Raw genomic sequence first — 24,057 nt, 5'->3', positions numbered from 1 at the left:
GCTCACGCCTCAGCTGCCGCCTCGAGCGCCGCGATGTCGAGCTTCTTCATGGTCATCATGGCGGCGAAGACCTTCGCCGCCCGCTGCGGGTCCCCACTGGCGATCTCGTCCCAGTTCTTCGGCACGACCTGCCAGGACACCCCGTACCTGTCCTTGAGCCAGCCGCACGGGCCCTCGGAGCCGCCGTCGGCCGCCAGCGCCTCCCAGTAGTAGTCGATCTCCGCCTGGTCGGCGCAGTCGACCATCAGCGAGATCGCCTCGTCGAAGCTGAACTCCGGCCCACCGTTCAGCGCCAGGTAGCGGGCGCCATCGAGCTCGAAGGCCACGGTGAGGACCTGCCCCTCCCGTTCCCCGCTGCCTTCGGGGTACCGGGCGACGGTGCCGATCGAGGAGTTGGGGAAGGTTGCGGTGTAGAACTTCGCCGCGTCCTCCGCCGCGGTGTCGAACCAGAGACATGGGTAGGTGCGAGGCATGGCATCTCCTAGCGGTGTGGTCGGACGGCCGGTCGCCGCCTGTCTTCTATTCGACTCCCTGACGGCCGGAAACTCATCGTCCGGGTGACGCCGGAGCAATGCCGTAACGTCACCACCGTGCCGCCGCAGCAGACCGAACGGCTCGCCACAGCCATGCGGAGCCTGTACGCCGCGTCGCCGGAGGACTTCATGGCCATCCGGAAGCAGGCCGTGGCCGACGCCCGAGCGGCCAAGGACACCGAGGCCGCCGGCGCGATCGGCAAGCTGCGCAAGCCGAGCGTCGCGGCCTGGGCGGTCAACCTGGTGGTCCGCCGCGCGCCGCAGGTCGTGGAGGACCTGCTCGACCTCGGCAGGCGCATGCGCGGGGCGCAAGCCATGCTCGACACGCGCACTCTCACGGCTCTGCGACCCGACCGGGACCGGTTGGTGAGCGCGTTCGTCGAGGCCGCTGCCCGTGAGCTGGAAGCGGACGGCCGCACGCTGTCCGCCGCCGGTCGTGACGAGGTGCGCGCCACCGTGATCGCAGCCCTGGCCGACGGGGACGCGGCGACCGCCGTGGCCTCCGGCCAGCTCACCAGAGCCCTGTCCTACAGCGGGTTCGGCGAGGTCGACCTCTCCGAGGCGGTCTTCCGGACGACGTCCGGGGCCATCCTGACGGTGGTGCGAGGGGGCACCGGCGACCGGGGCCAGGCCACGCCGGGGAAGGGGGAACCGGGCGCAGCGTCCGTCACGGAGCCCGATGCAGACTCGCCGCCCGACACCGACAGTGAGGCCTACCATGCCGCCGAGCAGGCTGAACGAGTGGCGGCCGCCCGTGCCGTCCTGAACGCAGCGACCGCCGAGCTCGAGAAGGCGGAGGCCACCGTGGAGGAGGCTCGTCAGCACGCACAGGAGACGCGAGAGCGCCTGGCGCTGGTCGAGCGCCAGCTCGAGAAGGCCCGGGCGGCGGACGGCCGGGCACTCGAAGACGTGTCCGAGGCTGTCGGCCGGCGCAAGGCAGCGGTCGCCGCCCGGCAGGCGGCGAAGGACGAGCTCGACCGACTGACGACCTTGAGACAGGGACGACGATGAGCGAGAGACCACGGTGAGCGAGGGACGACGATGAGCGAGGGACGACGATGAGCGACGCGTACGAGGCCATCGACCCGACGGTCGCACCCAGCGGACCGGGATGCGTCGAATGCCTGGCCGCCCACGGATGGTGGATGCACCTGCGCCGCTGTGCCACGTGTGGCCACATCGGATGCTGCGACAGCTCCCCCAGCCAGCACGCCAGTGCCCACTTCCGGGAGACGGGCCACCCGGTGATCCGCTCGTACGAACCGGGTGAGGAGTGGTTCTGGGACTTCCGCGAGGGAGCGGCCTTCTCGGGCCCGGCGCTGCGCGAGCCCCAGGCGCACCCTGCCGACCAGCCGGCTCCGGGACCGGGTGGGTCGGTGCCAGCGAACTGGCAGGAGCTTCTGCACTGACCCCTCGGGGTGGACCCTGACGGGGACGCGCACCTCCCAGGTCGAAATGGGTATCTGCCCTGATGTGACGAAGGGGTTGCGGCCGTCACCGTTGGGCCATGGCCCTCGACCTCGCGCTCGCACCACCCCCCACCGACGCACCACGCCCGACCGAGGCTGCGCGGCTGCCTTCCAAGGCGCCTGGCCGCGTACGGCACCCAGGCGCACGGCGTCGTGCCGCGAGACTGGCCGTGTCCGGAGCGCTGGCCACCGGCTTCGTGGCTGTGGCCCTGCCGAAGGTGGCCGGCGCCGAGTGGTCGGCCATCGCCAGGGCGCTCGGCGGGCTGTCGCTGGCGCAGCTCGTCCTGCTCACGGTGGTCTGGCTGAGTGGGCTCTGGGCGCATACGCCGGCCTTGACCGCTGCACTGCCCGGCCTGTCGCACCGTCGAGCGTTGCTCCTGAACCTGACGGGCAGCTTCGTCTCCAACCTCTTACCCCTGGGGGGCGCAGCCGGCACGGTGGCGAACTGGAAGATGGCGCGGTCCTGGGGCTTCAGCTCCCCGGCGTTCGCCCGATGGGCGCTGCTGACGAACCTCTTCGACACGGCTCTCAAGCTCGTGCTTCCGGCTGTCGCGCTGCTCTGGCTCGCGGCGGCGGGTGTCGAGGCCGGGGGCACCCTGAACGGCGCGGCGTACGTCGGTCTGGGGCTGCTCACCTTCGTCGCGCTGGTGGTGTGGCTTCTCGCCCGGGACGACCGGGCCGTCCGCACGGTCGGTGCCTGGGGGGACGTGCTGTGCTCACACGGCCGTAGGCTGCACCCGCCGGCCGAGGGGTATGCCGCCCGGGCGGCGGCCTTCCGGCGCGAGAGCAGGGCGCTGGTCGCTGACGGGTGGGCACGGATGGTCTTCGGCAAGGTGGCGTACGCCTCGCTGCAGGCCGCCCTGCTCTGGCTCTCGCTACGGATGCTGGGCGTCACCCCGAGCCCAGCGGTGGTGCTGGCCGCGTTCGCGGTCGAGCGGGTCCTGTCGCTGGTGGTCCTCACCCCTGGCGCAACCGGGGTCGTCGAGGTCGGCATGACCGGCGCTCTGGCTGCCCTGCAGGTCGACTCGACGGTGGCAGCCGCTGGGGTCCTGCTCTACCGGGCCTTCACGTTCGGGATGGAGATCCCCGTCGGCGGTCTGTCGATGCTCGCCTGGTCGGTCCGCCGCAGTCCGCAGCCGGTCTGAGGGGGCTCAGGACCGGACCAGTCGGGCGATCGCGTCAGAGGCCTCCCGCACCTTCTCCTGCGCCTCGGGGCCGCCCGCCCGCGCCGCGTCCACCACGCAGTGGGCCAGGTGCTCCTCGAGCAGCTCGAGCGAGAAGGACTGCAGGGCCTTCGTCGCCGCGGACACCTGGGTGAGGATGTCGATGCAGTACTGGTCCTCCTCGACCATCCGCTGAAGGCCGCGGACCTGTCCCTCGACACGGCGCAGCCGCTTGAGGTGCGCGTTCTTGCGGCCGTGGTATCCGGGCGCTGGGACTGTTGTGCTCATGGGCACACCATACCCCGGAGGGGTATGACAGCGGTGTGCATGGAAGCGCCCCCTCAGCGCAGTGGGTCGAAGGGAGCAAGCTGCTCGACCCTCTTGCCGGTGACCATGGTGCGGGCCAGCAGGCGACCCGTGACAGGTCCGAGGGTGATGCCCCACATGCCATGCCCGCCGGCCGCGAAGACCCGGGGGCTGGTCGTGGCGCCGATGAGGGGTAGGCCGTCGACGGTGCAGGGGCGCGAGCCGACCCACTCGTCCTGGCGGTCGTCGAGGTCCGCCCCGCGAAGGAGGGGCCGGGCCGCCTCCGCGATCGCCCTCACGCGCCGGTGGTCCAGGGCCGCCTCGGGCTTGCGGAACTCCATCATCCCGGCGACGCGGAGGCGCTCGCCGATGGGGGTGCAGGCCACTCGCTGGGCGGGGAAGTAGACGGGGCCGTTGGGAACGTGGTCGATGGCCACCGAGAAGGAGTACCCGCGCCCGGCCTGGACGACGTTCTGGACGCCGAACCGTCTCGCCAACGTACCGAGCCAGGCACCGGTCGCAAGCACGGCGGCGTCGAACTCCTCGACGGAGCCCTCGGCCGTGGTGACCACCACGCCCGCTCCCGTGTCGCGGACGTCGGAGACCGTCGCCGCGTCGAGGATCTTGCCGCCCCTGGAACGGACCGAGTCCGCCAGGGCGTGCACGTAGGAGCCCGGGTCGACGAACCGCTGCCCCTTGAGCAGGATCGCCGCGCCGATCTCATCGGACAGGCTCGGCTCGATGGCGCGGGCCTGGTCCCCGGTCAGGGCCTCGAACTCGATGGCCTGCCCGGCAGTGTGGATGTGCTCGATCTCCCGCAGCAACGTCACGCGCTCGGCCGCGGTGCGGTAGGAGGCGAGGAACGACTTGGCCTCCCGGGTCTGCGCCTGCACCCCACCGGCGTGCAGCACGTCGAAGCTCTCCAGCGAGAGGTCGTTGACGGGCACGAGGGAGCCCATCGCCTTCTTCCAGGCCTTCATGGTGGAGTGCCGCGTGAAGCCGGCGACGAACTTGAGGAAGGCCGGGTCGGCGCTGGGCGGCACGTACACCGGAGAGGAGGGGGAGAGCACCGCGCGCAGGCCGTACTTGAGAACCGCCGGCTCGGGCAGCGGAGTAGCGATCCCTGGTGTCAGCCAGCCGGCGTTGCCCCAGGACGAGCCGGCAGCGACGCCTTCCCTGTCCAGCACAGTCACGTCCACGCCGTGCTCCTGGAGGAACCACGCGGTCGACAGTCCGACCATTCCGGCGCCGACGACGGCGACGCGTTGGGGGACGGGAAGACCGGCGGCGGTGACGGGAGACATACATCCATGGTCCTGGGACCGCAGGAGGGGCGCATTAGGCTCCGGGCACAAAGCGCTCGGTTGGGCTTGTGGGATGCGGACAAGGCGAGGCATCCTTCCGCCATGCTCTCCGTCGTCGACCTGGCCGCCACCCTCGGCGGGCTCCTCAACATCGGCGTGGCGCCCGCCCACGGCGCGGTCGACGACGTGACCATCGCGGAACCGAGCCACGGCATCGTGGGCCAGCCGGACGACCTGGTGCTGGGAGTCGGAATGGACAGCACGCAGGCAGCTGTCTCGCTGGTCTCCGCCGCCGCCGCCGCCGGTGCCGGGGGGGTAGTGCTCCGGCGGGGGCTGGCGCGTCGTCGCGCCGTGCGCGACCAGGCCCTTCAGGACGGCGTGGCTCTGCTCGAGCTCGCCGAGCAGGCGTCCTGGGCACACGTCGTCTGGCTGCTGCGGGGCGTACTCGACCGTGCCGCAGTGGGCCCCGGCCGTCGCGAGGACGCACCTGTCCAGGACGACCTCTTCGCGCTCGCGGACGCCGCGGCGGCCCTCGTCGACGCTCCGGTGACGATCGAGGACGCCCAGTCCCGGGTGCTGGCCTACTCCGCCCGCCAGGACCTCACCGACCCGGCGCGCGTCTCCACGATCGTGGGCCGCCGGGTGCCGGACCAGGTCCTGGCCACCCTTCGCGCCCAGGGCGTCTTCCGTCGGCTGGCGCGCTCGGCGGAGCCGGTCTTCGTCCCGGCGTCGGGCGGCACGAAACCGCGCCTGGTCATCCCGGTCCGAGCGGGGGGCGAGTGGCTGGGCTCGATCTGGGCCCTGGTCGAGGGACGTCCGCCCGTGGACGTCGTCGCGGAGCTCGTCCAGACGGCATCCGTGGTCGCCCTTCACCTGTTGCGGCTGCGCGCCCAGGCAGACCTGTCCCGCCGGGTCGCCGCCGACCGTCTGCGCGGGGTGCTGTCGGGGAGCGCGGCCGGTGCCGACTCCTGGCTCCCGCCAGGTCCCTGGAGGGCCGTCGCGCTGGGCGGCTCGGGCGGCTTGGGCGACGCGGCGCATCAGCTCGACCTGTGGGAGTCGGTCTGTCGCCGCAACGCCTGGAACCAGCCGCTGCTGGCCGACCTCGACGGGCGGCCATACGCCGTGGTGCGGGACGCCGACGACGCCTCGGCGGGCTCGTGGGGCTGGCTCGGCGCCGTGGTCGCCCGCGCTCGGGAGGAGGGGCTGGAGCTGACGGCGCGGGCCGGGCGGCCGGCATACCAGGCCGGTGACCTCGGGCGCTCGCGAGCACAGGCCCGGGAGGTCGACAGTGCGGCTCCACCGCTGCGCTCCGTGGCCACGCACGAGGAGCTCTGGGCAGAGGTCACCGTGAACCGGGCGGTGGCCGGCCTGGCTGAGAGCGACGCACAGGGCCCTGTCGCCCTGCTGCGGGCCTACGACCTAGAGCACCACGCCGAGCTTGTCCGCACGTTGGCCGCGTGGCTCGACCACCCGGGGGCACCGGCCCGTGCCGCGGCCGCCATCCACGTCCACCCCAACACGATGCGCTACCGGATGAGCCGCGTGGCGGACGTGGCGGGGCTTGACCTCGAGGACCCGACCGTGCGGCTGGCGGTGCGGTTGCAGCTCGTGGCTGCCGTGGAGGTGGGCGCCGGCACGTGGAGGTAGTCACCGGGACGCGCGCAGCCGTCCACGCACGCCCGTGGACAGGTAGCCGACCCGGACGCCGTTGGGGTGCGTGAGCTCGGGGCGGGCCGCGCTGTCGCAGATCGACGCGCTGGGCTCAACGGTGTCCGCGGACCGTCGACTGCGTCCTGGCGTCGACTCCGGCCGCCCGGGTTCGCTCGTCGCCCATCAGTCCTCCATCACCAGGGTCACCTTGCCCGAGTGTCCCTCCGCCGCCAGCCGGTACGCCGCCTCGGCCTCCTCGAGCGGAAAGCGGTGCGTCACCACCCTCTCCGGGTGCAGGTCCCACCGGACGAGGAGCTCGAGCAGCTCCTCCATGTGCCGCACGGAGCTGACCCAGGACCCGTGGAGGGCGATCTGCCGGTGGATGAGCAGGTCCGACACGGCGAAGGTCACCGAGCCGCCCTCGCCGACGAACACGCAGCGTCCCCAGGCCCTGGTGTTGCGCAGCGCCGACTCCCGCGCCGTGGTGCTTCCCGAGCAGTCCACCGCCACCTCGCAGCCGAAGCCGTCCGTGGCGTCGGCCACCGCGGCGTCGAGGGAGTCCGGGGGTACCGCCAGGTCCACGAGCCCCAGCCTCAGCGCGAGCCCGACCCTCTCGGCCGAGACGTCGGTGCCCAGCACGGTGGTCGCGCCCAGGGCGCGGCCCAGCATCGCCACGGCAAGCCCCACTGGTCCCAAGCCAGTGACGAGCAGCCGGTCGCGACCGCTGACACCGGCCCGCAGCAGGGCCTCGTACGCCGTGCCGAAGCCGCACGAGACGAGCGCGCCGTCGACGAAGGTCAGCGGTTCCGGCAACGCGAGGCAGGACTCCTCCTGCGCCAGCATGAACTCCGCATGGCCACCGTCGCGCTGCCACCCGTGAGCGGCGCGGAAGGGCGACTGGCAGCCCACCGGGTAGCCGCGATGGCACTGCTCGCACTGGCCGCACCCGGCGATGTGGTGCACCACGACGCGGTCGCCGACCCGCAGCCGCCGCGTACCGGGTCCGGTCGCGGCCACCTCCCCGCACGGTTCGTGCCCCGCGACGACCCCCTGGTACGCCTCGGCCCCGTGCCCGAGATGTTCGCGGTAGATGGCTCTGATGTCGCTGCCGCAGATCGACGACGCGCGCATCCTGAGCAGCAGCTGGCCGTCCCCGGGTTGCGGCACGTCCACCGTGACGGTCTCCACCGTGCTGTCTCCGGGCAACCGCACTGCCCGCATCGTCGCCACGCCGCGCTCCTGCAATGGGGTCATGCCTGCGGGTTGATGATCGACTTGATGGCGCCTGGCGTGTCACGGACCGCTGTCAGGGCAGACGCCGCGTCGGCGAGTCCGTAGCGCCCGGTGACGAGCCGCTCGAGGTCGACCCTGCCCGAGGCCGCGAGAGCGACGGCCGTCGGCCACGTGCCGGCGTATCGGAACGTCCCCGTGACAACCAGCTCGCGCTCCTGGATGACGGACAGGGGCAGTGTCAGCTCGTCGCCGCCCATCCCCACCAGCACGGCCCTGCCACCGGGGCCGAGCGCGCGGACTCCCTGGGCCGTCACGCCCGCATGGCCCGAGCATTCGAGCAGCACCTGAGGGGGGTCCGCGTCCCTCAACGTGTCGCCGACAGTGGCCCCAGCTGTGTCGATGATCCTGGTAGCGCCCACCTCCACCGCGACAGCCAGCCGGTCCGGGTTCACGTCGGCCACGGTGATCTCGGTCGCGCCGCAGGCCTTGGCGACCTGTACGCAGACCAGCCCGATCGGACCTGCGCCGGTGACCAGCACCCTGGACGCTGGACGGACCTCGCCCTTGCGGCAGGCCCAGATGCCGACCGACAGCGGCTCGAGCAGGGCCGCGGCCTCGTCGCTGACCGTGTCCGGGACGGGGTGTGCGAAGGCATGGTGGATGGTGACGAGCTCGGCCAGCGAGCCGTCGACCGGCGGCGTGGCATGGAACACCATGTCGGGGCAGAGTTGTAGCGACCGGAGAGGCACTGCTCGCAGGCCCGGCAGGGCACACCCGGCTCGATGGAGACGCGCTGCCCCACGCGTCGCTCGTCGACGTCGGCGCCGACCGCCTCGATGACGCCGGACGCCTCATGGCCGAGGACGAGCGGCTGCCTCACCACGAACCTGCCGATCCTGCCGTGGTCGTAGTAATGGGTGTCGGAACCGCAGACGCCGACCGCCAGCACTCTGACCAGCACCTCGTCGGGGGCCGGCTGCGGGACGGGCCGCTCGACGAGCGTGAGGTCGCCGGGCCGGTTGAGGAGAGCGGTGCGCACGAGGGCCTCCAGGAGATGGGGCAGGCCTCGCTAGAGAGGCCGCGACTGGGCAGGGCGGGACAGGACGAGGCAGGACAGCACAGGACGAGGCAGGACAGCACAGGACGGGGCAGGACAGGACGGGACGGGACAGCACTGGGTGGGACGGTAGGGACAGCGTACGAGCGCCCACCGCCCTGGCTCAGCGGAACCGGCTCAGCGGAACCGGCTCAGCGGAACCGGCTCGGCGGAACCGGCTCAGCGGCCCCCGGCGTCCCGCGACGCTCGGGCCTGCAGCGTCGCCCGGGCCCCCAGCTCGTGCAGCTGCCTCAGCGCCTCGGAGTAGGCCGCGGCGAAGCGGGAGTCCTGGGCGAGGTCTCCGAACAGGTCGGGGTCGCGAACGAAGGCGAGGGGGTCCTCTCCCTGCCGGGCTGCCGCCGCCATGAGGCGGTCGCGGTGCCGGTCCACCACGAGGATCGGCTCACCGCTCTCGTCGACGCCCTCGGCGTACCGTGCCCAGCTCGCCACCACCAGGGCGGAACGCTCGATCTCGCCGCCAGCGCGCAGGTTCTCCCGCACCACGGGCAGCAGCCACTTCGGGATGCGGTCCGAGGACTCGGCACACAGGCGCGCGAGGGTGTCGCGCACCTCCGGGTTGGCGAACCGCTCGACGAGCTGGTGGCGGTAGGCGTCCAGGTCGACGCCAGGCAGTGCCGGGAGCGTGGGGCTGCCCTCGCGCTCCATGTACGCCAGGAGGAACCGCACGAACAGCGGGTCCTGGCACACCTCGTGCGCATAGCGGTACCCGCTGAGGTAGCCGAGGTAGCACAGCGCCTGGTGGCTGGCGTTCAGCAGCCGCAGCTTCATCAGCTCGTAGGGCACGACGTCGTCCACCAGCTGCACCCCAGCGTCGTGCAGCGGGGGCCGCCCCTGGGTGAACCTGTCCTCGAGCACCCACTGGGTGAACGGTTCGCACACCACCGGCCAGCCGTCCGCGACCCCGAAGTCGTCGCGTAGTGCTTCGACGTCCTCGTCAGCGGTGGCCGGGGTGATGCGGTCCACCATGCAGTTGGGGAAGGCGACCTCGGCCTGGATCCAGTCGGCGAGCGCCGCGTCCCTGCGCCGGGCGAAGGCGCAGAGCATCCGCCTGGCCACGTCGCCGTTGTCCGGCAGGTTGTCACAGCTGAGCACGGTGAAGGGCGGCCGTCCCTCGCGGCGCCTGAGGTCCAGGGCAGCGGCGAGGAAGCCGAACACTGTGCGCGGCGTCGCCGCCGGCGCGAGGTCCGCCTGCGTCGCCGGATCTGAGTCGTCGAGCTCGCCGGTCACCTGGTTGACCAGGTACCCGCCCTCCGTGATGGTCAGCGACACGATGCGCGTCCGGTCGTCGGCGAGGCGCGCCACGACGGCTGCGGGGTCGTCGGGGCCGAACATCATCTCGACGATGGACCCGATGACCCGGGCCTCGCGATGACCGTCGGGGTGTTTCAGCACCAGCGTGTACAGGCCGTCCTGCGCCGTGAGCGTGTCGATGATCCGCCGGTCCTGCGGCAGCACACCGACACCACACACTCCCCAGTCCAGTGCCTGGCCACCGTTCATCAAGGTGTCGAGGTACATCGCCTCGTGAGCTCGGTGGAACCCGCCCACGCCGAAGTGGACGATGCCGGCGGTCACCGTGGAGCGGTCGTATGCCGGGCGGGCCACCCGGTGGTCAAGCCGGCCCAGCGTCTCCTCTCGGAGCGGCAACGGTGGACTGTCCCTCACGTCGCCGTCGCCTCTCCGTCAGCCGTCCGGCGGCTCACCGTCTGCGCCACGGACCCAGTCAAGAACACCCTCGCCGTTCGCGCCACCGTCGCACGGCGGCGAGCGCTACCTGTTGCACGAATCCACCCAAGACGGCAGTATCGAGATATGTAAGCGCTTTCAAGCGTGGAGGCGAGCTTTCGACGAGGAAGGCAGCGGCGGTCGATGACCCTGGTCCCGGACGGCCCGAGCGGCGCGACGATCTACTCCGTCGCGGAGCGCGCCGGCGTGTCCATCGCCTCGGTCTCCCGAGTGCTGCAGGGGTCCACCGCCGTCTCCGACAAGACCCGCGCCCGGGTCCTGCAGGCCGTGGACGACCTGCGCTACGTACCGCTGTCAGCCGCGCGCAGCCTGGCCGTCCGCCATCACGAGGCCCATGGGCTCGTCCTTCCGGAGCTCTCCGGCCCGTACTACTCCGAGCTCCTCATGGGCTTCGAGTCGAGGGCCGCCGAGCTCGGCCAGAGCGTCGTGCTGATCCTCGCCGAAGGCAAGAGCGACCTCTCCCGCTCGGTCCGCAGGCTGGCGACCCGGGTGGACGGGCTGGCCATGCTGGGATCGGCCGCGATCCCGGAGAGCACCGTCACGGCGCTGCACGGCTCCAAGCCGGTCGTCCTCATCGCCGGTGACGCACATCAGGACATCGGCGCGGTCCGCGCGGAGAACACCCAGAGCGCGCGCGAGCTCACCGAACACGTGATCGCGCACGGCCGTCGGCGCCTCCTCTTCGTCGGCGACCCGGCCGCCGGCCCGGACCCGCGGGACCGCTACGCCGGCTTCGTCGCCGCCCACGGCAGGCGTCGCGCCGCCGAGGCGGTGCGCGTCCAGCTGCGCGAGAGCGAGGGAGCCGCCGTCGCGGACCGCCTGCTCGCGGGCGAGCTGAAGGCCGACGCCCTCGTCTGCGCCAACGACGAGCTGGCGCTCGCCATCATGGTGCGACTGCGCGAGCGGGGCGTCGACGTGCCGACCGACCTGGCTGTGGTCGGCTGGGACGACGTCATGTCGGCGCGCTACATCGAGCCCGGACTGACCACCGTTCGCCAGCCGGTGCGAGAGCTGGGAACCGCCGCTGCCGACCTCCTCCACGAGCGGGTCACCGGCGTGGTGGCCGGAGCACCAACCCGGATCATCCCCACCCACGTCGTCCTCCGCTCCTCCTGTGGCTGCGCAGCCCCGGTGCGCACGCTGGCGACGCGGCCCCCTGCCAGCCCAGCCCGGCCCCCTTCCGGACCCCCGCGGGACTCGAAGGACGGCGGACCAGCCGGCACCCCACGAGCCACCCGCCCCTCTACCCGCCGAACCCGCCCCCAAGGAAAGAGAGAACCCCGATGAGACGCACCCCCGCGATCGCGGTCGCGACCCTGACGGTCGCTACCTTGTCAATGGCTGCGTGTGGCCGCGACAGTGGCGGCTCAGGATCAAGCAGCAGCGAGACCGCCAAATCCGTCGGCAGCGGCAAGGCCAGCGGTGCCATCACCGTGTGGGCCATGGGCGCCGAGGGCGAGAAGCTGCCGGCTCTGGCCAAGGACTTCGAGGCCGCCAACCCCGGGGTCAAGGTGAACGTCACGGCGATCCCGTGGGACTCCGCCCACGACAAGTTCACGACAGCCATCACGGCGAACACCACGCCGGACGCCGCCATGGTGGGGACCACGTGGATGGGTGAGTTCGCCGGCCAGGGGGCGTTGGACCCGACGCCCCCGCTGATCGACAAGTCGCAGTTCTTCGAGGGAGCGCAGAAGACCACCGAGGTCAACGGCACCTCGTACGGCGTCCCCTGGTACGTCGAGACCCGTCTCGTGTACTACCGCACCGACCTCGCGAAGAAGGCCGGGATCACCACTGCCCCGACGGACTGGGAGGGGCTGAAGGCGATGGCCAAGGCGATGCAGACCAAGGCTGGAGCCAAGTGGGGTATCGGGCTGCAGGCGGGTGGTACCGGGTCGTGGCAGTCGGTCATGCCGTTCGCCTGGTCCGACGGCGCCGACCTGACGAAGGGCGGCGGCAAGGCGTACAACTTCGACAGCCCGCAGATGCTCGAGGCGGTGAAGTACTACCAGAGCTACTTCACGGACGGCATCTCGGACAAGGCCGCCCCGGCCACGCCGACGACTGAGCCGGACTTCGCCAGCGGCAAGGTGCCGATGTTCATCTCCGGCCCCTGGGAGATGTCCGCGGTGGAGAAGGTCGGGGGCGCCGGCTTCAAGAACAAGTACGACGTCATGCAGATCCCGGCCAAGACCAAGTCCTCGTCCTTCGTCGGAGGTTCGGACCTGGTCGTGTTCAAGAAGGCGAAGAACCGTGACACCGCCTGGAAGTTCGTCCAGTGGCTCTCCGACCCCAAGGTGCAGGTGAAGTGGTACCAGTCGTCCACGGACCTGCCGTCGGTGAAGTCTGCGTGGGACGACCCGGCACTGAGCGCTGACCAGAAGCTGGCCAAGTTCGGCAAGCAGCTGGAGACCGCCCAGGCGCCGCCCAGCTTCGCCACCTGGGAGCAGGTCGTGACCAGCTTCGACACCCAGATGGAGAAGGTCACCAAGCAGGGCGCCGACCCCGCCGCTGCGCTCAAGGCCGTGCAGCAGCAGGCCGAGTCGATCGGCACTGGCCAGTAGCCATGAGCACCACAACCGACGCCACCACCCGCGAGGAGACCGGTCGCCGCGCCGCGTCCCCTCGCGGGGGTGGCACGCGGGCCAGCCGCCGTCAGGCGCTTGCCGCGTGGACGCTCGCACTCCCGTTCTGCCTGCTCTTCCTCGTGTTCACGGCGTGGCCGGTGCTCCAGTCGCTCTTCATGAGCTTCACCGACACCAGGGCTCGCGACCTCCGGACGCCTTTCGCCGTGGACATCATCGGTCTGAAGAACTACACACGGGCCTTCTCGGACCCGACGTTCCGTCGCGCCGCGCTCAACACGGCGTACTTCGTGGTCGTCGGTATGCCGTTGACCATCCTGCTCGCTCTGGCCGTGGCCGTGGCGCTCGACCGGGGGATCACCCGGTTCAGGTCGGCCTTCCGGCTGGGGTTCTACACGCCGGTGATCACCTCCATCGTGGCGGTGGCCGTGGTGTGGCGGTTCCTGCTGCAGCACGAGTTCGGGCTCATCAACACCGTCCTCGGCTGGGTCGGGATCAACGGCCCCAACTGGCTGGGCGACCCGCACTGGTCCATGCCGGGGCTCATCCTCATGGCCGCCTGGCGCAACTTCGGGACGGGCATGATCATCTTCCTGGCCGGGCTGCAGGGCGTCCCGTGGGCACTGCATGAGGCGGCGGCCATCGACGGCGCGAACGGGTGGCAGCGGTTCCGGCACATCACCCTGCCGCTGCTGCGGCCCACGATGCTGTTCGTCTGCGTGACGACCGCGATCGGCTACCTGCAGTTCTTCGAGGAGCCGTTCGTGATGACGAACGGCGGCCCACTGAGCAGCACCATCTCCATGTCCATGTACACCTACCAGCAGTTCGGCTTCGGCAACTACGGCTACGCCGCGTCGATGAGCTACATCATCTTCGTGGTCATCGCCATCGTCACCGCGCTTCAGTTCCGACTCCTGCGCGAGAACACGTGAGGTCGCCATGACAGGTACCCGCAGACTCTCGAACTGGTGGCTCTACGCCCTTCTGACGCTCGTCCTGGTGGCCGTCATCGCACCGTTCGTCTGGATGGTGCTCGGAAGCTTCAAGACGCAGGGGGAGCTCCTGCAGAGCCCGCCCACCTGGTTGCCGCACAAGGCGACCCTCGACAACTACACCCAGCTCTTCTCACGGCTGAACTTCCGGCAGTACTTCTTCAACTCGACCGTGGTGGCCGTCGCCGTGACGGCAGGGAACCTGCTGTTCTGCTCCATGGTCGGCTACGCGCTGGCGATGCTGGAGTTCCCGGGCAGGAGGGCGCTGTTCCTCGTCGTGATGGCGACTTTGCTGGTCCCTGGTGTGGTGACGTTCGTCCCCCTGTTCGTCCTCGTGACGAACCTCGGCCTGACCAACACGCTCCCGGGACTCATCCTGCCGTTCCTGGTCAGCCCTTTCGGGGTGTTCCTGATGCGCCAGTTCATCTCCGGCCTCCCGCGTGACCTGCTGGACGCGGGCCGCGTCGACGGCGCAGGGGAGCTGCGCATCTTCGCCCGGATCTTCCTGCCGCTGTGCGGTCCGGCCCTGGCGACGTTGGGCATCCTCACCTTCCTGGCCAGCTGGAACAACTTCCTGTGGCCCCTTGTCGTCGCCCAGCAGGAGAACAAGTTCACCCTGCCCGTCGCCCTGGCGCTGTACGCCAAGGGCCAGAACTCGACCCAGTACGGGCTGCTGCTCGCCGGCGCCACCGTCGTGGTCATCCCGATCCTCGCGATCTTCCTCGTCTTCCAACGCCGCGTCATCGAAGGCATCGCCACCACCGGCATCAAGTGAACCGACCTCCCTGATTGGAGCCTCACCCATGGCCTTTCCCACGACGTCCAGTACGACCACCGCGACCCTGAGCGTCCCCTCGCGTCGCCAGCTCCTCGTCGGGGCCGGCGCAACGGCCGCCCTCGGGCTCACCGCCGCCCGCGCCTCCGCCGGCGTACCCGCCGCACTGCCCTCCGGAGCGACCACGTCCAGCGGTGGGGCCGCGGCGAGCCATGTCCCGCCCACTGTCTTCACCGGTCAGGAACGGCACCGCATCCGGGGCTGGGTCGCCGACACCTGGCGCAGCCTCGTCGCCATGACAGACCCCGACACCGGGCTGCCTGCGGACAACATCCCGGCCTCGCTCGCGCCCTCCGGCCGCTCTGGCTACACGTCACCGACGAACATCGGTGGCTACCTGTGGTCTGCGATCGTGGCACGCGACCTGAGGGTCATCTCCAGGGCCGAGTGCACCCGGCGTCTCGTGCAGACACTGAACACCCTGCTGCGGATGGAGCACCACGAGCCGAGCGGGATGTACTACAACTGGTACAGCGAGGAGACGGGAGCCAAGCTAACCGCCTGGCCCGGCACCGGCGCACGCGTCGACCCGTTCCTGTCCAGCGTGGACAACGGATGGCTCGGCGCCGCGCTGCGCGTGGTCATGGGAGCGGACAAGAAGGCCGCGCCGCTGGCCGAGCGGCTGTTCAGCAGGATGCGCTGGGACATGTTCTACGACACCAACGTCGGGCTGAAGCCGGGGCTCATCCACGGCGGGTTCTTCGTCACGAAGCCTCCGCTGCGCGACGACCTCTTCCTCGGCAACCACATCGGGGTCGGGCCGGACGTGTGGTACACCAACCACCACTACGACACCACGGTGTCCGAGACCCGGATCACCAGCTACCTGGGCATCATCACCGGACAGATCCCCGGCGCGCAGTACTACGCCATGTGGCGCACCTTCCCGGCTACGTGCGACTGGTCCTGGCACGAGATGCAGCCCGTCGGTGAGCACCGGACCTACTTCGGGGTCGACGTCTTCGAAGGGGCGTACACCTACCGGGGCATGCACATCGTCCCTGGGTGGGGCGGCAGCATGTTCGAGGAGCTCATGCCCGACGTCTTCGTCCCGGAGGCGAGCTGGGCTCCGCGCTCGTGGGGGATCAACCACCCGCTGCACGTGCGGGCCCAGCGCGAGCACGGCCTGGTCGACGCCGGCTACGGCTACTGGGGCTTCTCACCGTCCGCGGACCCCTTCGAGAACTACCGCGAGTACGGGGTCGACGCCCTGGGGCTGAACCCGGACGGCTACTTCTCCGACCGGGAGAAGACGAACTACGACGTCGGCTTCGGCAGCTGCCGGGCGGGTACGAACCCCGACCCCCGGTACGGCGACGGGGTCGTCACGCCGCACGCCTCGTTCCTGGCCATGATGCACGAGCCGCGCGCGGCGTACGCGAACCTGTCGAGGATCCAGAACAACCTGCACGCCTACGGTCGGGGCGGCTTCTTCGACGCGGTGGCGGTCCGCTCCGGCACCATGGCGCGGCGGCACCTGTCGCTCGACCAGGCCATGATCATGGGCGCAGCCGGCAACGTCCTGGCCAACAACGTCATCCGGCGCGCCTTCAGCACCAGGGAGGTCGAGCGGGCCCTCCGGCCCGTCATCGGCGTGGAAGAGTTCAGCGCGGGGATCGCCTGACCCAGGGGTCGTCGTGGTCCGGCGGGGGCGCGCTTCGGTGCGTCCCCGCACCCGTGAGTGGAGGGAGAAGCAGAGCCATGGAGCGCAAGACCTCGCCCGAGGGGGTCGCCTACCGCGACCTGAACGGCAACGGGCGGATGGACCCGTACGAGGACCCGCGCCTGCCGGTAGAGGAACGCGTCGAGGACCTCCTCGGGCGGATGTCGCTGGAGGAGAAGGTCGGCCTGATGTTCCAGACCGTGATCGAGGCCGGGTCCGACGGCACCCTCGTCGAGTCGCCCGGTGCCATCAGCAAGTCGGCCACTACCGAGGTCGTGGTCGGCAAGCACCTGAGCCATTTCAACGTCCACGCCCTCGACGACCCCAGGATGGCCGCCCGCTGGCACAACGCCCTGCAGGCGCTCGCCGAGCAGACGCCACACGGCATCCCGGTGACCGTATCCACCGACCCGCGGCACGCGTTCATGGAGAACGCCGGCGTCTCGTTCACCGCCAGGTCGTTCTCCCAGTGGCCCGAACCGCTCGGGCTGGCGGCCCTGCGGGACCCCGCGCTGGTCCGGGAGTTCGCGGACATCGCGCGCCAGGAGTACTGCTCGGTCGGCATCCGGGCGGCCCTGCACCCCACTCTGGACCTCGCGACCGAACCGCGGTGGGCTCGCCAGGCCGGGACCTTCGGACAGGACCCGGACCTCGTCACCGAGCTGGGGCTGGCCTACCTGCGGGGCTTCCAGGGGGAGTCCCTCGGTCCCTCGTCGGTGGCCTGCACGAGCAAGCACTTCCCCGGCGGAGGCCCTCAGAAGGACGGCGAGGACGCGCACTTCCCCTACGGCCGCGAGCAGGTCTACCCCGGTGGACGCTTCGCCGACCACCTCAAGCCATTCCCTCCTCTCATCGAGGCCGGGACCGCGGCGATCATGCCGTACTACGGGATGCCCGTGGGGCTGACCGTCGACGGCGAGCAGATCGAGGAGGTGGGCTTCGGCTACAACCGCCAGATCATCACCGGGCTGCTTCGGGAGCGGCTCGGGTACGACGGCGTCGTGGTGACCGACTGGGAGCTCGTCAACGACAACCATGTGGGCGACCAGGTGCTGCCTGCCCGGGCCTGGGGCGTGGAGCACTTGGACCCCCTCGGGCGGATGGAGCAGATCCTGCAGGCAGGGGCGGACCAGTTCGGCGGTGAGGAGTGCGTGGACCTCCTGCTCGACCTGGTCAAACAGGGCCGGGTCACCGAGGAGCGGATCGACGTCTCGGCCAGGCGGCTGCTCACCGTGAAGTTCCGGCTGGGCCTCTTCGACGACCCCTATGTCGACGAGGACGAGGCAGCCGTCACCGTCGGCCGTTCGGACTTCCGTGACGCCGGGTATGCCGCGCAGGCGCGATCCGTGACGGTCCTGCAGAACGCGATGCCCCGGAACGCGATGTCCCGGAACGCGGTGCTCGAGAACGGGGCGGGTCCGGGCGGCAACGGCGACGGCACGCTGTTGCCGCTCGCTCGTGGGCTTCGGGTGTACGCCGAGAACCTCGCCGAGGACGCCGTGCGAGCTGTCGGCACCCCGGTGGGGCGGCCTGAGGAGGCCGACGTCGCCGTGGTGCGGCTGGCGGCGCCCTACGAGCCGCGCTCCGACCTGTTCCTGGAGTCGTGGTTCCACCAGGGGTCCCTCGACTTCCCCCCGGGCCTCGTCGCCAGGCTCGGCCGCATCGCGGCGCAGTGTCCGCTCGTGGTGGACGTCGTGCTGGACCGACCCGCCGTCATCACTCCGCTGCTCCCCGTCGCCAGCGCCGTGGTAGGCAGCTACGGCACCAGCGACGCTGCCCTGCTCGACGCGCTGACTGGCGTCATCCCGCCGCAGGGACGCCTCCCGTTCGACCTGCCGCGCTCGATGGAGCAGGTCCGCCGGCACGGCGAGGACGTCCCGGGCTACGACGACCCGCTGTTCGCGTTCGGGCATGGGCTGGGGCACGCACCTACCGCTTGACCGGTCCACCCCTTATGTTTAAGCCGTGAACCCATCGCAGGCGGCTCCCGGATCGCAGGCCTCCCTGCGTGAAGCCAACCGCCTGCGGGTCCTCGAAGCCCTGCGCGAGCAGGGTGCCATGACGCAGGTGGAGATCGCCGGCATCACCGGTCTCAGTCCGGCCACGGTCTCGAACATGGTCAAGGAGCTCGACACGGCGGGTGCCCTGGAGCTGGCTCCGAGCATCCGGAACGGCCGACGGGCCGTCATGGTGTCGCTCGCGACCGGGAACACCCTCCTGGCGGGCATCGCCTTCGGCGACCGGGACGTCCGCGTCGCGCTGGGCACCGGTCCACGCGACATCGTGGGACGCCAACGGATGCCGCTGCCGGCGGACCACGCTGCCGACGAGGGGATGGACCGCGCGGTCCGACTGCTGCTCGACCTCGTGGAGAAGGCGGGGAAGACCATGCGGGACGTCCGGGCGGTGGGGGTCGGCATCCCCGCCCCGGTGGACCGGGTCTCGGGGCAGGTCGGCAGCGAGAGCATCCTGCCGGGGTGGCGGGGGGTGGCCGTGGCCGACGAGATGCACGGCCGGCTGAACGCCCCGGTGGCGGTGGACAACACCGCCAACCTGGCGGCGCTCGGAGAGCTGAGATGCGGTGTGCTGCAGGGGATCCAGCACGGCGTGTACATCAAGCTGTCCTACGGAGTCGGCGCCGGCCTGATCCTCGACGGAGAGGTGTTCCGCGGCGCGGCTGGGACCGCCGGGGAGATCGGTCACCTCACCATCGACGAGAACGGGCCGGTGTGCCGGTGCGGCAACCGGGGCTGCCTCGAGACCTACATCGGAGCGCGCGGCCTGCTCGACGCCCTGGCCGGCTCGCACGGCCCCCTGAGCCTTCGGGACGTCATCACCAGGGCGCTCGACGGGGACCCCGGGTGCCGTCGGGTGCTCGAGGACGCCGGTCGCCATCTTGGAGTCGCGGTCGCCGGGCTGGTGAACCTGGTGAACCCCGAGGTCATCGTGCTCGGAGGCCAGCTCGCGAAGGTCGGCTCGATCATCACCAGACCGATGCGGGCGTCGCTGGAGCGGTGCGCGATCCCGAGCGCCGCGGCGTCGGTGAGCGTGCGGCACAGCGAGCTCGACACAGATGCGGACGTCGTGGGCGCGCTGGTGGCCGCGGCCGCCCTGTTGCCGGCTACGGAGAGCGTTCTGGCCGCCGCATCGTCTATTTCTTGAATTCAAGTCTTGACGGCAACGAGGCCTCACGATTAACTCGGAGGACGACCGCACCACAGTGGATGCCGGCGCCTGACCAAGGGAGTTCAGTAATGCCCACCCGTTCCGCTCGTCTCGCCGGCGCCGTCCTCGTCGCCGGCCTGGGCCTTGCCACGCTCGCCGCCTGCGGCGGCGACAGCGGCTCATCGTCGTCCGGCAGCAGCTCGTCGTCCTCCTCCGGTGGCGGCGGCAAGAGCGACGCCAAGAAGGTCGCCCTCCTGCTGCCCGAGTCCAAGACCACCCGCTACGAGACCTTCGACCGTCCGCTCTTCGAGGCCGCCATCAAGAAGGACTGCGCCTCCTGCTCAGTGATCTACAGCAACGCCGACCAGGACGCGAGCAAGCAGCAGCAGCAGGCCGAGGCCGCGCTCACCCAGGGTGCCAACGTGCTCGTCCTCGACCCGGTCGACGGCAAGGCGGCAGCTGCCATCGCCGCGAGCGCCAAGAGCCAGGGCGTGCCGGTCGTGGCCTACGACCGCTTCATCGCCGGGGTGGACTACTACGTCTCCTTCGACAACGAGACGGTCGGCAAGCTTCAGGCCCAGACCCTCGTCGACACGATCAAGAAGAACGGCAAGACGTCCGGTGACATCGTCATGATCAACGGCTCGCCGACCGACCCGAACGCGGCCAGCTTCAAGAAGGGCGCGCACAGCGTCATCGACTCCAGCGGCTACAAGGTCGCGGCGGAGTACGACACCCCGGACTGGAGCCCCGACAAGGCCCAGGCCTGGATGGAGGGCCAGATCTCCGCGGTCAAGGGCTCGCTCGTCGGCGTGTATGCCGCCAACGACGGCACGGCGGGCGGCGCCATCGCCGCCCTCAAGGCCGGCGGTGTCAAGCCGCTGCCCCCTGTGACGGGACAGGACTCCGAGCTCGCCGCGATCCAGCGCATCCTGGCCGGGGACCAGGCGATGACCATCTACAAGCCCGTCCCGCCGGAGGCCGAGGCCGCGGCCAAGGGTGCCCTCGCCCTGGCGAACAAGCAGAAGCCGGCCTCGACCACGACCGTGGAGGGTGTCCCGGCGACCATCCTCGACCCCATCGCGGTCACCAAGGACAAGGTCAAGGACACGATCCTCAAGGACAGCGTCTACAAGATCACCGACCTCTGCTCGGGCACTTTCGCCGCCGCCTGCGCCAAGGCAGGCTTGAGCTGACCCACCCCGCCACGCCCGCGGGTGGGAGCCGAGCACCGCTTCCACCCGCGGGCACCCGCGGCATACGCCCGGTCTGCTCCCGGCCGGAGGATGTCGCGGACCCCCGCCGGTGCCGGCTGCACCGCACCAGGCCACCGCCATCCCGGCCCCGACCGCTGAAGGACTGACATGAGTGCCACCCTCTCGCCCCCCACGACAGCCGTGCTGTCGCTCACCGGAGTCTCGAAGCGCTTCGGCGCGGTGCAGGCCCTCAAGGACATCGAGTTCGACGTCCACGCGGGCGAGGTAGTGGCGCTGGTCGGTGACAACGGGGCGGGCAAGTCGACCCTCGTGAAGACGATCGCGGGCGTCTACACCCCGGACGAGGGGGTCCTCTCGTTCGACGGGACGCAGACCACGGTCACCAGCCCTGCCGAGGCTCAGCACCTTGGGATCGCCACGGTCTTCCAGGACCTGGCACTGTGCGACAACCTCGACGTGGTGGCCAACCTCTTCCTCGGTCGCGAGCTCTACATCGGCCGGGCGCTCGACGAGGTAGCCATGGAGCAGGAGTCCTGGCGCCTGCTGCGTCAGCTGAGTGCCAAGATCCCCTCGGTCCGCATCCCCGTGGCGAGCCTGTCCGGCGGCCAGCGCCAGACGGTGGCCATCGCGCGGTCCCTGCTCGGCTCGCCGAAGGTCGTCATGCTCGACGAGCCGACAGCCGCTCTGGGCGTCGCGCAGACGGCCGAGGTCCTCAACCTCGTGGAGCGCCTGCGCGAGAACGGGCTCGGCGTCATCCTCATCAGCCACAACATGTCGGACGTGATGGCGGTCGCCGACCGGGTCACCGTCCTTCGGCTCGGCCGGAACAACGGCACGTTCACCGTGAGCCAGACCACCAGCCAGGAGATCATCGCCGCCATCACCGGCGCGACGACGAACGCCGTCTCACAGCGGGCCGCCCGCCGCGAGATGCGTGAGGAGCAGTCATGACCGAGTCCAGCACCCCCACGACCGAGGCGCAGCCGGCTGACGCGACGGCCGCGCTGCCAGCCGACCTCCAGGACGAGCGGCTCATCGCCTCGCAGGGGTTCGGCGGCTTCCTGCGGGCCTTCCTGTCCCGGCTTCGCAGTGGCGACCTCGGCTCTCTGCCCGTCGTCGTCGGGCTCGTCGTCATCTGGGCGGTCTTCCAGTCCCAGAACTCCGCCTTCCTCTCCAGCCGTAACCTGGTCAACCTCACCCAGCAGAGCGCCGCCACCGGCACGATCGCGCTCGGCATCGTGCTCGTCCTGCTGCTCGGCGAGATCGACCTGTCCGTGGGGTCGATCAGCGGTCTGTCCGCCGCGATCCTCGCCGTCGGGTTCGTGAGCCACGGGTGGGCGCTGCCGCTGGCCATCCTGGCTGCTCTCGCCGCGGGAGCTGCCATCGGCGCGCTGTACGGCCTGCTCTACACGCGGTTCGGCGTGCCGAGCTTCGTCATCACGCTCGCGGGGCTGCTGGGCTTCCTCGGCCTGCAGCTCAAGGTCCTGGGCCAGGAGGGGTCGATCAACATCCCGTTCGACTCCGGTCTGGTGAAGTTCGCCCAGGCCAGCTTCATCAGGTCTCCCGCGTACGTGCTGGTGGTGCTCGTCGTCGCCGTCTACGTCGCGGCACGGCTGCGTGCGAACCAGCGGCGTACCGCGGCAGGCCTGTCCACCACTCCGCTGACGACCCTGGCCTTGCGCGCCGTCACCCTGCTCATCCTGCTTGCCGTGCCTGTGTACGTCCTGAACCGCGACCGTGGCGTCTCCTACATGTTCCTGCTCTTCGTCGCCCTCGTCGTCGTCTTCGACTTCGTCATCCGTCGCACTCGCTGGGGCCGCTCGGTGCTGGCCATCGGAGGCAACGTCGAGGCGGCTCGACGGGCCGGTATCAACGTGCGCCGGATCTACGTGACCGTCTTCGTCTTCACCTCGACCCTGGCGGCGCTCGGTGGGCTGCTGGCCGCGGGCCGGCTGGCGGCGGCCAACCAGAGCAGTGGCGGCGGGGACGTCAACCTCAACGCGATCGCCGCCGCAGTCATCGGCGGCACCAGCCTCTTCGGCGGGCGCGGCACCGCGTACTCCGCTCTGCTCGGCATCCTCGTCATCCAGTCCATCTCCAACGGGCTCAGCCTGGTGAACCTCGGCTCGCCCGAGCGGTACATGATCACCGGCGGCGTCCTGCTGCTGGCCGTGATCGTCGACTCGCTGAGCCGGCGGAGCCGGGCGGCACACGGCCGCGCCTGAGTCCCAACAGGCGCTCCCACCCGCATCGGGTGGGGCAGCGGTGGACCGGCCCGTCGCGTCCCCTCGGTATGGGCCGGACCACCGCCTGCACGACCCGGGCCCCGGGCCGGATGGATGCGGCCGACCCGGGGCTCGAGCCGTGCGACTCCCGATCCGACCGACGGGGCAGACGGACCGGGGCACTCGGGCCGTTTCGTGCGCCCGACACCACTCAGACGCGCGGGGTCGCAGAGTGTGACGCGGGCGTTCGGCACCGTCCGACTGCGCGCTGACAGGCAGGGCGGTGACCCGCACGGTTCCGGCACTCGCCGGAACCACCGCACGGGGATGACAGACTGACGCGGTGTGGCGCGACCTCGTCATCGGTGTGCTGGCCGCTCTGGTCGTGACCTGGGTGGCCCTGCTGCTCGCGCTCGCCGTCCTGCGGCCCCGAGGCTCGCTGCTCACGGAGTCCATCCGCCTGCTCCCCGACGTGCTGCGCCTGTTGCGGGACGTCGCCCAGGACGCCGGCCAGCCCCGGGGCGTGCGGGTGCGGCTGGGTCTGCTGCTCGGCTACCTCGCGATGCCCTTCGACCTGGTGCCCGACTTCCTGCCGGTCATCGGGTACGCCGACGACGTGATCGTCGTCATCTGGACGCTGCGCTCCGTGGCTCGTGCGGTCGGCGTTCCGGAGCTGCGGCGGCACTGGCGCGGGACGGCCGACGGGTTCGCTGCGCTATGCCGCGTGTGCGGGCTGCCGTCTGTGGCGTGACCGGAAACGGGGTGTCGCCCGTCCAGGTCTGCTCCGGTGGCGGCGGCTGCCGTTGTGGAATAGGAATGGCTCGCGGCGCCTGGTGGCGTCGCAGACC

The 24,057-nt window shown here is 70.8% G+C and carries 21 protein-coding genes and 1 pseudogene; 15 read left to right on the top strand and 7 right to left on the bottom strand.

The window, feature by feature from the left end; all coding sequences use genetic code 11:
• Positions 1 to 2: 2 nt before the first annotated feature.
• Positions 3 to 473, bottom strand: a complete 471-nt coding sequence (locus PHA84_RS05170; RefSeq protein ID WP_270887025.1) for a VOC family protein — start codon at positions 471 to 473, stop codon at positions 3 to 5.
• Positions 474 to 590: 117 nt separating this feature from the next.
• Here PHA84_RS05170 and PHA84_RS05165 point away from each other — a divergent pair, with 117 nt between their 5' ends.
• From PHA84_RS05165 to PHA84_RS05155, 3 genes are all read left to right on the top strand, one after another.
• Positions 591 to 1,544: a hypothetical protein gene (locus PHA84_RS05165; RefSeq protein ID WP_270887024.1), complete on the top strand. Its 954-nt coding sequence runs from the start codon at positions 591 to 593 to the stop codon at positions 1,542 to 1,544.
• Between the two features lie 47 nt (positions 1,545 to 1,591).
• On the top strand, positions 1,592 to 1,942 hold the full coding sequence (locus PHA84_RS05160; protein WP_270887023.1) for a UBP-type zinc finger domain-containing protein: 351 nt from the start codon (positions 1,592 to 1,594) through the stop codon (positions 1,940 to 1,942).
• Between the two features lie 98 nt (positions 1,943 to 2,040).
• Positions 2,041 to 3,147: a lysylphosphatidylglycerol synthase transmembrane domain-containing protein gene (locus tag PHA84_RS05155; protein ID WP_270887022.1), complete on the top strand. Its 1,107-nt coding sequence runs from the start codon at positions 2,041 to 2,043 to the stop codon at positions 3,145 to 3,147.
• 6 nt (positions 3,148 to 3,153) lie between these two features.
• On the opposite strand, the gene PHA84_RS05150 is transcribed toward PHA84_RS05155, so the two are convergent.
• Complete coding sequence (locus tag PHA84_RS05150; protein WP_270887021.1) at positions 3,154 to 3,453, bottom strand: metal-sensitive transcriptional regulator; 300 nt, start codon at positions 3,451 to 3,453, stop codon at positions 3,154 to 3,156.
• 53 nt (positions 3,454 to 3,506) lie between these two features.
• Positions 3,507 to 4,775, bottom strand: a complete 1,269-nt coding sequence (locus PHA84_RS05145) for an NAD(P)/FAD-dependent oxidoreductase (protein WP_270887020.1) — start codon at positions 4,773 to 4,775, stop codon at positions 3,507 to 3,509.
• Positions 4,776 to 4,877: 102 nt separating this feature from the next.
• Between PHA84_RS05145 and PHA84_RS05140 the strand changes: the two genes are divergently transcribed.
• Complete coding sequence (locus PHA84_RS05140; protein WP_270887019.1) at positions 4,878 to 6,422, top strand: PucR family transcriptional regulator; 1,545 nt, start codon at positions 4,878 to 4,880, stop codon at positions 6,420 to 6,422.
• Positions 6,423 to 6,608: 186 nt separating this feature from the next.
• On the opposite strand, the gene PHA84_RS05135 is transcribed toward PHA84_RS05140, so the two are convergent.
• The 4 genes and pseudogenes from PHA84_RS05135 to PHA84_RS05125 form a co-directional block, all read right to left on the bottom strand.
• Complete coding sequence (locus PHA84_RS05135; protein WP_270887120.1) at positions 6,609 to 7,646, bottom strand: zinc-dependent alcohol dehydrogenase family protein; 1,038 nt, start codon at positions 7,644 to 7,646, stop codon at positions 6,609 to 6,611.
• Positions 7,647 to 7,675: 29 nt separating this feature from the next.
• Positions 7,676 to 8,374, bottom strand: a complete 699-nt coding sequence (locus tag PHA84_RS05130) for a zinc-binding dehydrogenase (protein WP_333742214.1) — start codon at positions 8,372 to 8,374, stop codon at positions 7,676 to 7,678.
• Between the two features lie 65 nt (positions 8,375 to 8,439).
• Positions 8,440 to 8,607: pseudogene (locus PHA84_RS20690) on the bottom strand (alcohol dehydrogenase catalytic domain-containing protein); the annotation flags it as partial.
• Positions 8,608 to 8,934: 327 nt separating this feature from the next.
• Positions 8,935 to 10,422: a mannitol dehydrogenase family protein gene (locus PHA84_RS05125; RefSeq protein ID WP_270887018.1), complete on the bottom strand. Its 1,488-nt coding sequence runs from the start codon at positions 10,420 to 10,422 to the stop codon at positions 8,935 to 8,937.
• A gap of 222 nt (positions 10,423 to 10,644) precedes the next feature.
• Here PHA84_RS05125 and PHA84_RS05120 point away from each other — a divergent pair, with 222 nt between their 5' ends.
• From PHA84_RS05120 to PHA84_RS05070, 11 genes are all read left to right on the top strand, one after another.
• Positions 10,645 to 11,808, top strand: a complete 1,164-nt coding sequence (locus tag PHA84_RS05120) for a LacI family DNA-binding transcriptional regulator (protein ID WP_270887017.1) — start codon at positions 10,645 to 10,647, stop codon at positions 11,806 to 11,808.
• Positions 11,805 to 13,088, top strand: coding sequence for a sugar ABC transporter substrate-binding protein (locus tag PHA84_RS05115; RefSeq protein WP_270887016.1), 1,284 nt, complete (start codon positions 11,805 to 11,807; stop codon positions 13,086 to 13,088). Before PHA84_RS05120 ends, PHA84_RS05115 begins: the two co-directional genes overlap by 4 nt.
• A gap of 2 nt (positions 13,089 to 13,090) precedes the next feature.
• Positions 13,091 to 14,044 (top strand): carbohydrate ABC transporter permease, encoded by a 954-nt coding sequence (locus PHA84_RS05110; protein ID WP_270887015.1) that lies wholly within the window; start codon positions 13,091 to 13,093, stop codon positions 14,042 to 14,044.
• Between the two features lie 7 nt (positions 14,045 to 14,051).
• On the top strand, positions 14,052 to 14,879 hold the full coding sequence (locus tag PHA84_RS05105) for a carbohydrate ABC transporter permease (protein WP_270887014.1): 828 nt from the start codon (positions 14,052 to 14,054) through the stop codon (positions 14,877 to 14,879).
• Between the two features lie 28 nt (positions 14,880 to 14,907).
• Positions 14,908 to 16,563, top strand: coding sequence for a glucoamylase family protein (locus tag PHA84_RS05100; RefSeq protein WP_270887013.1), 1,656 nt, complete (start codon positions 14,908 to 14,910; stop codon positions 16,561 to 16,563).
• A gap of 77 nt (positions 16,564 to 16,640) precedes the next feature.
• A complete protein-coding gene (locus PHA84_RS05095) occupies positions 16,641 to 18,542 on the top strand; it encodes a glycoside hydrolase family 3 protein (protein ID WP_270887012.1) in 1,902 nt (633 codons plus the stop codon).
• A 25-nt stretch (positions 18,543 to 18,567) separates the two neighbouring features.
• Complete coding sequence (locus PHA84_RS05090; protein ID WP_270887011.1) at positions 18,568 to 19,764, top strand: ROK family transcriptional regulator; 1,197 nt, start codon at positions 18,568 to 18,570, stop codon at positions 19,762 to 19,764.
• A 92-nt stretch (positions 19,765 to 19,856) separates the two neighbouring features.
• Positions 19,857 to 20,963 (top strand): ABC transporter substrate-binding protein, encoded by a 1,107-nt coding sequence (locus tag PHA84_RS05085; RefSeq protein ID WP_270887010.1) that lies wholly within the window; start codon positions 19,857 to 19,859, stop codon positions 20,961 to 20,963.
• A gap of 168 nt (positions 20,964 to 21,131) precedes the next feature.
• Positions 21,132 to 21,935, top strand: a complete 804-nt coding sequence (locus PHA84_RS05080) for an ATP-binding cassette domain-containing protein (protein WP_270887009.1) — start codon at positions 21,132 to 21,134, stop codon at positions 21,933 to 21,935.
• On the top strand, positions 21,932 to 23,209 hold the full coding sequence (locus PHA84_RS05075; protein ID WP_270887008.1) for a sugar ABC transporter permease: 1,278 nt from the start codon (positions 21,932 to 21,934) through the stop codon (positions 23,207 to 23,209). Before PHA84_RS05080 ends, PHA84_RS05075 begins: the two co-directional genes overlap by 4 nt.
• 343 nt (positions 23,210 to 23,552) lie before the next feature.
• A complete protein-coding gene (locus tag PHA84_RS05070) occupies positions 23,553 to 23,960 on the top strand; it encodes a YkvA family protein (RefSeq protein ID WP_270887007.1) in 408 nt (135 codons plus the stop codon).
• The last annotated feature ends 97 nt before the right edge of the window (positions 23,961 to 24,057 follow it).

This window comes from Pedococcus sp. 5OH_020 (assembly GCF_027812955.1).
GTDB lineage: Bacteria > Actinomycetota > Actinomycetes > Actinomycetales > Dermatophilaceae > Pedococcus.
Note: the sequence above shows the minus strand (reverse complement) of the source record. Positions and strands in the feature narration are given on the sequence as shown.

Excerpts from the sequence above, each read along its gene's own strand:
- PHA84_RS05170 (WP_270887025.1), bottom strand. The coding sequence starts at position 473 with ATGCCTCGCACCTACCCATGTCTCTGGTTCGACACCGCGGCGGAGGAC.
- PHA84_RS05160 (WP_270887023.1), top strand. The coding sequence starts at position 1,592 with ATGAGCGACGCGTACGAGGCCATCGACCCGACGGTCGCACCCAGCGGA.
- PHA84_RS05155 (WP_270887022.1), top strand. The coding sequence starts at position 2,041 with ATGGCCCTCGACCTCGCGCTCGCACCACCCCCCACCGACGCACCACGC.
- PHA84_RS05150 (WP_270887021.1), bottom strand. The coding sequence starts at position 3,453 with ATGAGCACAACAGTCCCAGCGCCCGGATACCACGGCCGCAAGAACGCG.
- PHA84_RS05145 (WP_270887020.1), bottom strand. The coding sequence starts at position 4,775 with ATGTCTCCCGTCACCGCCGCCGGTCTTCCCGTCCCCCAACGCGTCGCC.
- PHA84_RS05140 (WP_270887019.1), top strand. The coding sequence starts at position 4,878 with ATGCTCTCCGTCGTCGACCTGGCCGCCACCCTCGGCGGGCTCCTCAAC.
- PHA84_RS05135 (WP_270887120.1), bottom strand. The coding sequence starts at position 7,646 with ATGCGGGCAGTGCGGTTGCCCGGAGACAGCACGGTGGAGACCGTCACG.
- PHA84_RS05130 (WP_333742214.1), bottom strand. The coding sequence starts at position 8,374 with ATGGTGTTCCATGCCACGCCGCCGGTCGACGGCTCGCTGGCCGAGCTC.
- PHA84_RS05120 (WP_270887017.1), top strand. The coding sequence starts at position 10,645 with ATGACCCTGGTCCCGGACGGCCCGAGCGGCGCGACGATCTACTCCGTC.
- PHA84_RS05115 (WP_270887016.1), top strand. The coding sequence starts at position 11,805 with ATGAGACGCACCCCCGCGATCGCGGTCGCGACCCTGACGGTCGCTACC.
- PHA84_RS05110 (WP_270887015.1), top strand. The coding sequence starts at position 13,091 with ATGAGCACCACAACCGACGCCACCACCCGCGAGGAGACCGGTCGCCGC.
- PHA84_RS05105 (WP_270887014.1), top strand. The coding sequence starts at position 14,052 with ATGACAGGTACCCGCAGACTCTCGAACTGGTGGCTCTACGCCCTTCTG.
- PHA84_RS05100 (WP_270887013.1), top strand. The coding sequence starts at position 14,908 with ATGGCCTTTCCCACGACGTCCAGTACGACCACCGCGACCCTGAGCGTC.
- PHA84_RS05095 (WP_270887012.1), top strand. The coding sequence starts at position 16,641 with ATGGAGCGCAAGACCTCGCCCGAGGGGGTCGCCTACCGCGACCTGAAC.
- PHA84_RS05085 (WP_270887010.1), top strand. The coding sequence starts at position 19,857 with ATGCCCACCCGTTCCGCTCGTCTCGCCGGCGCCGTCCTCGTCGCCGGC.
- PHA84_RS05080 (WP_270887009.1), top strand. The coding sequence starts at position 21,132 with ATGAGTGCCACCCTCTCGCCCCCCACGACAGCCGTGCTGTCGCTCACC.
- PHA84_RS05075 (WP_270887008.1), top strand. The coding sequence starts at position 21,932 with ATGACCGAGTCCAGCACCCCCACGACCGAGGCGCAGCCGGCTGACGCG.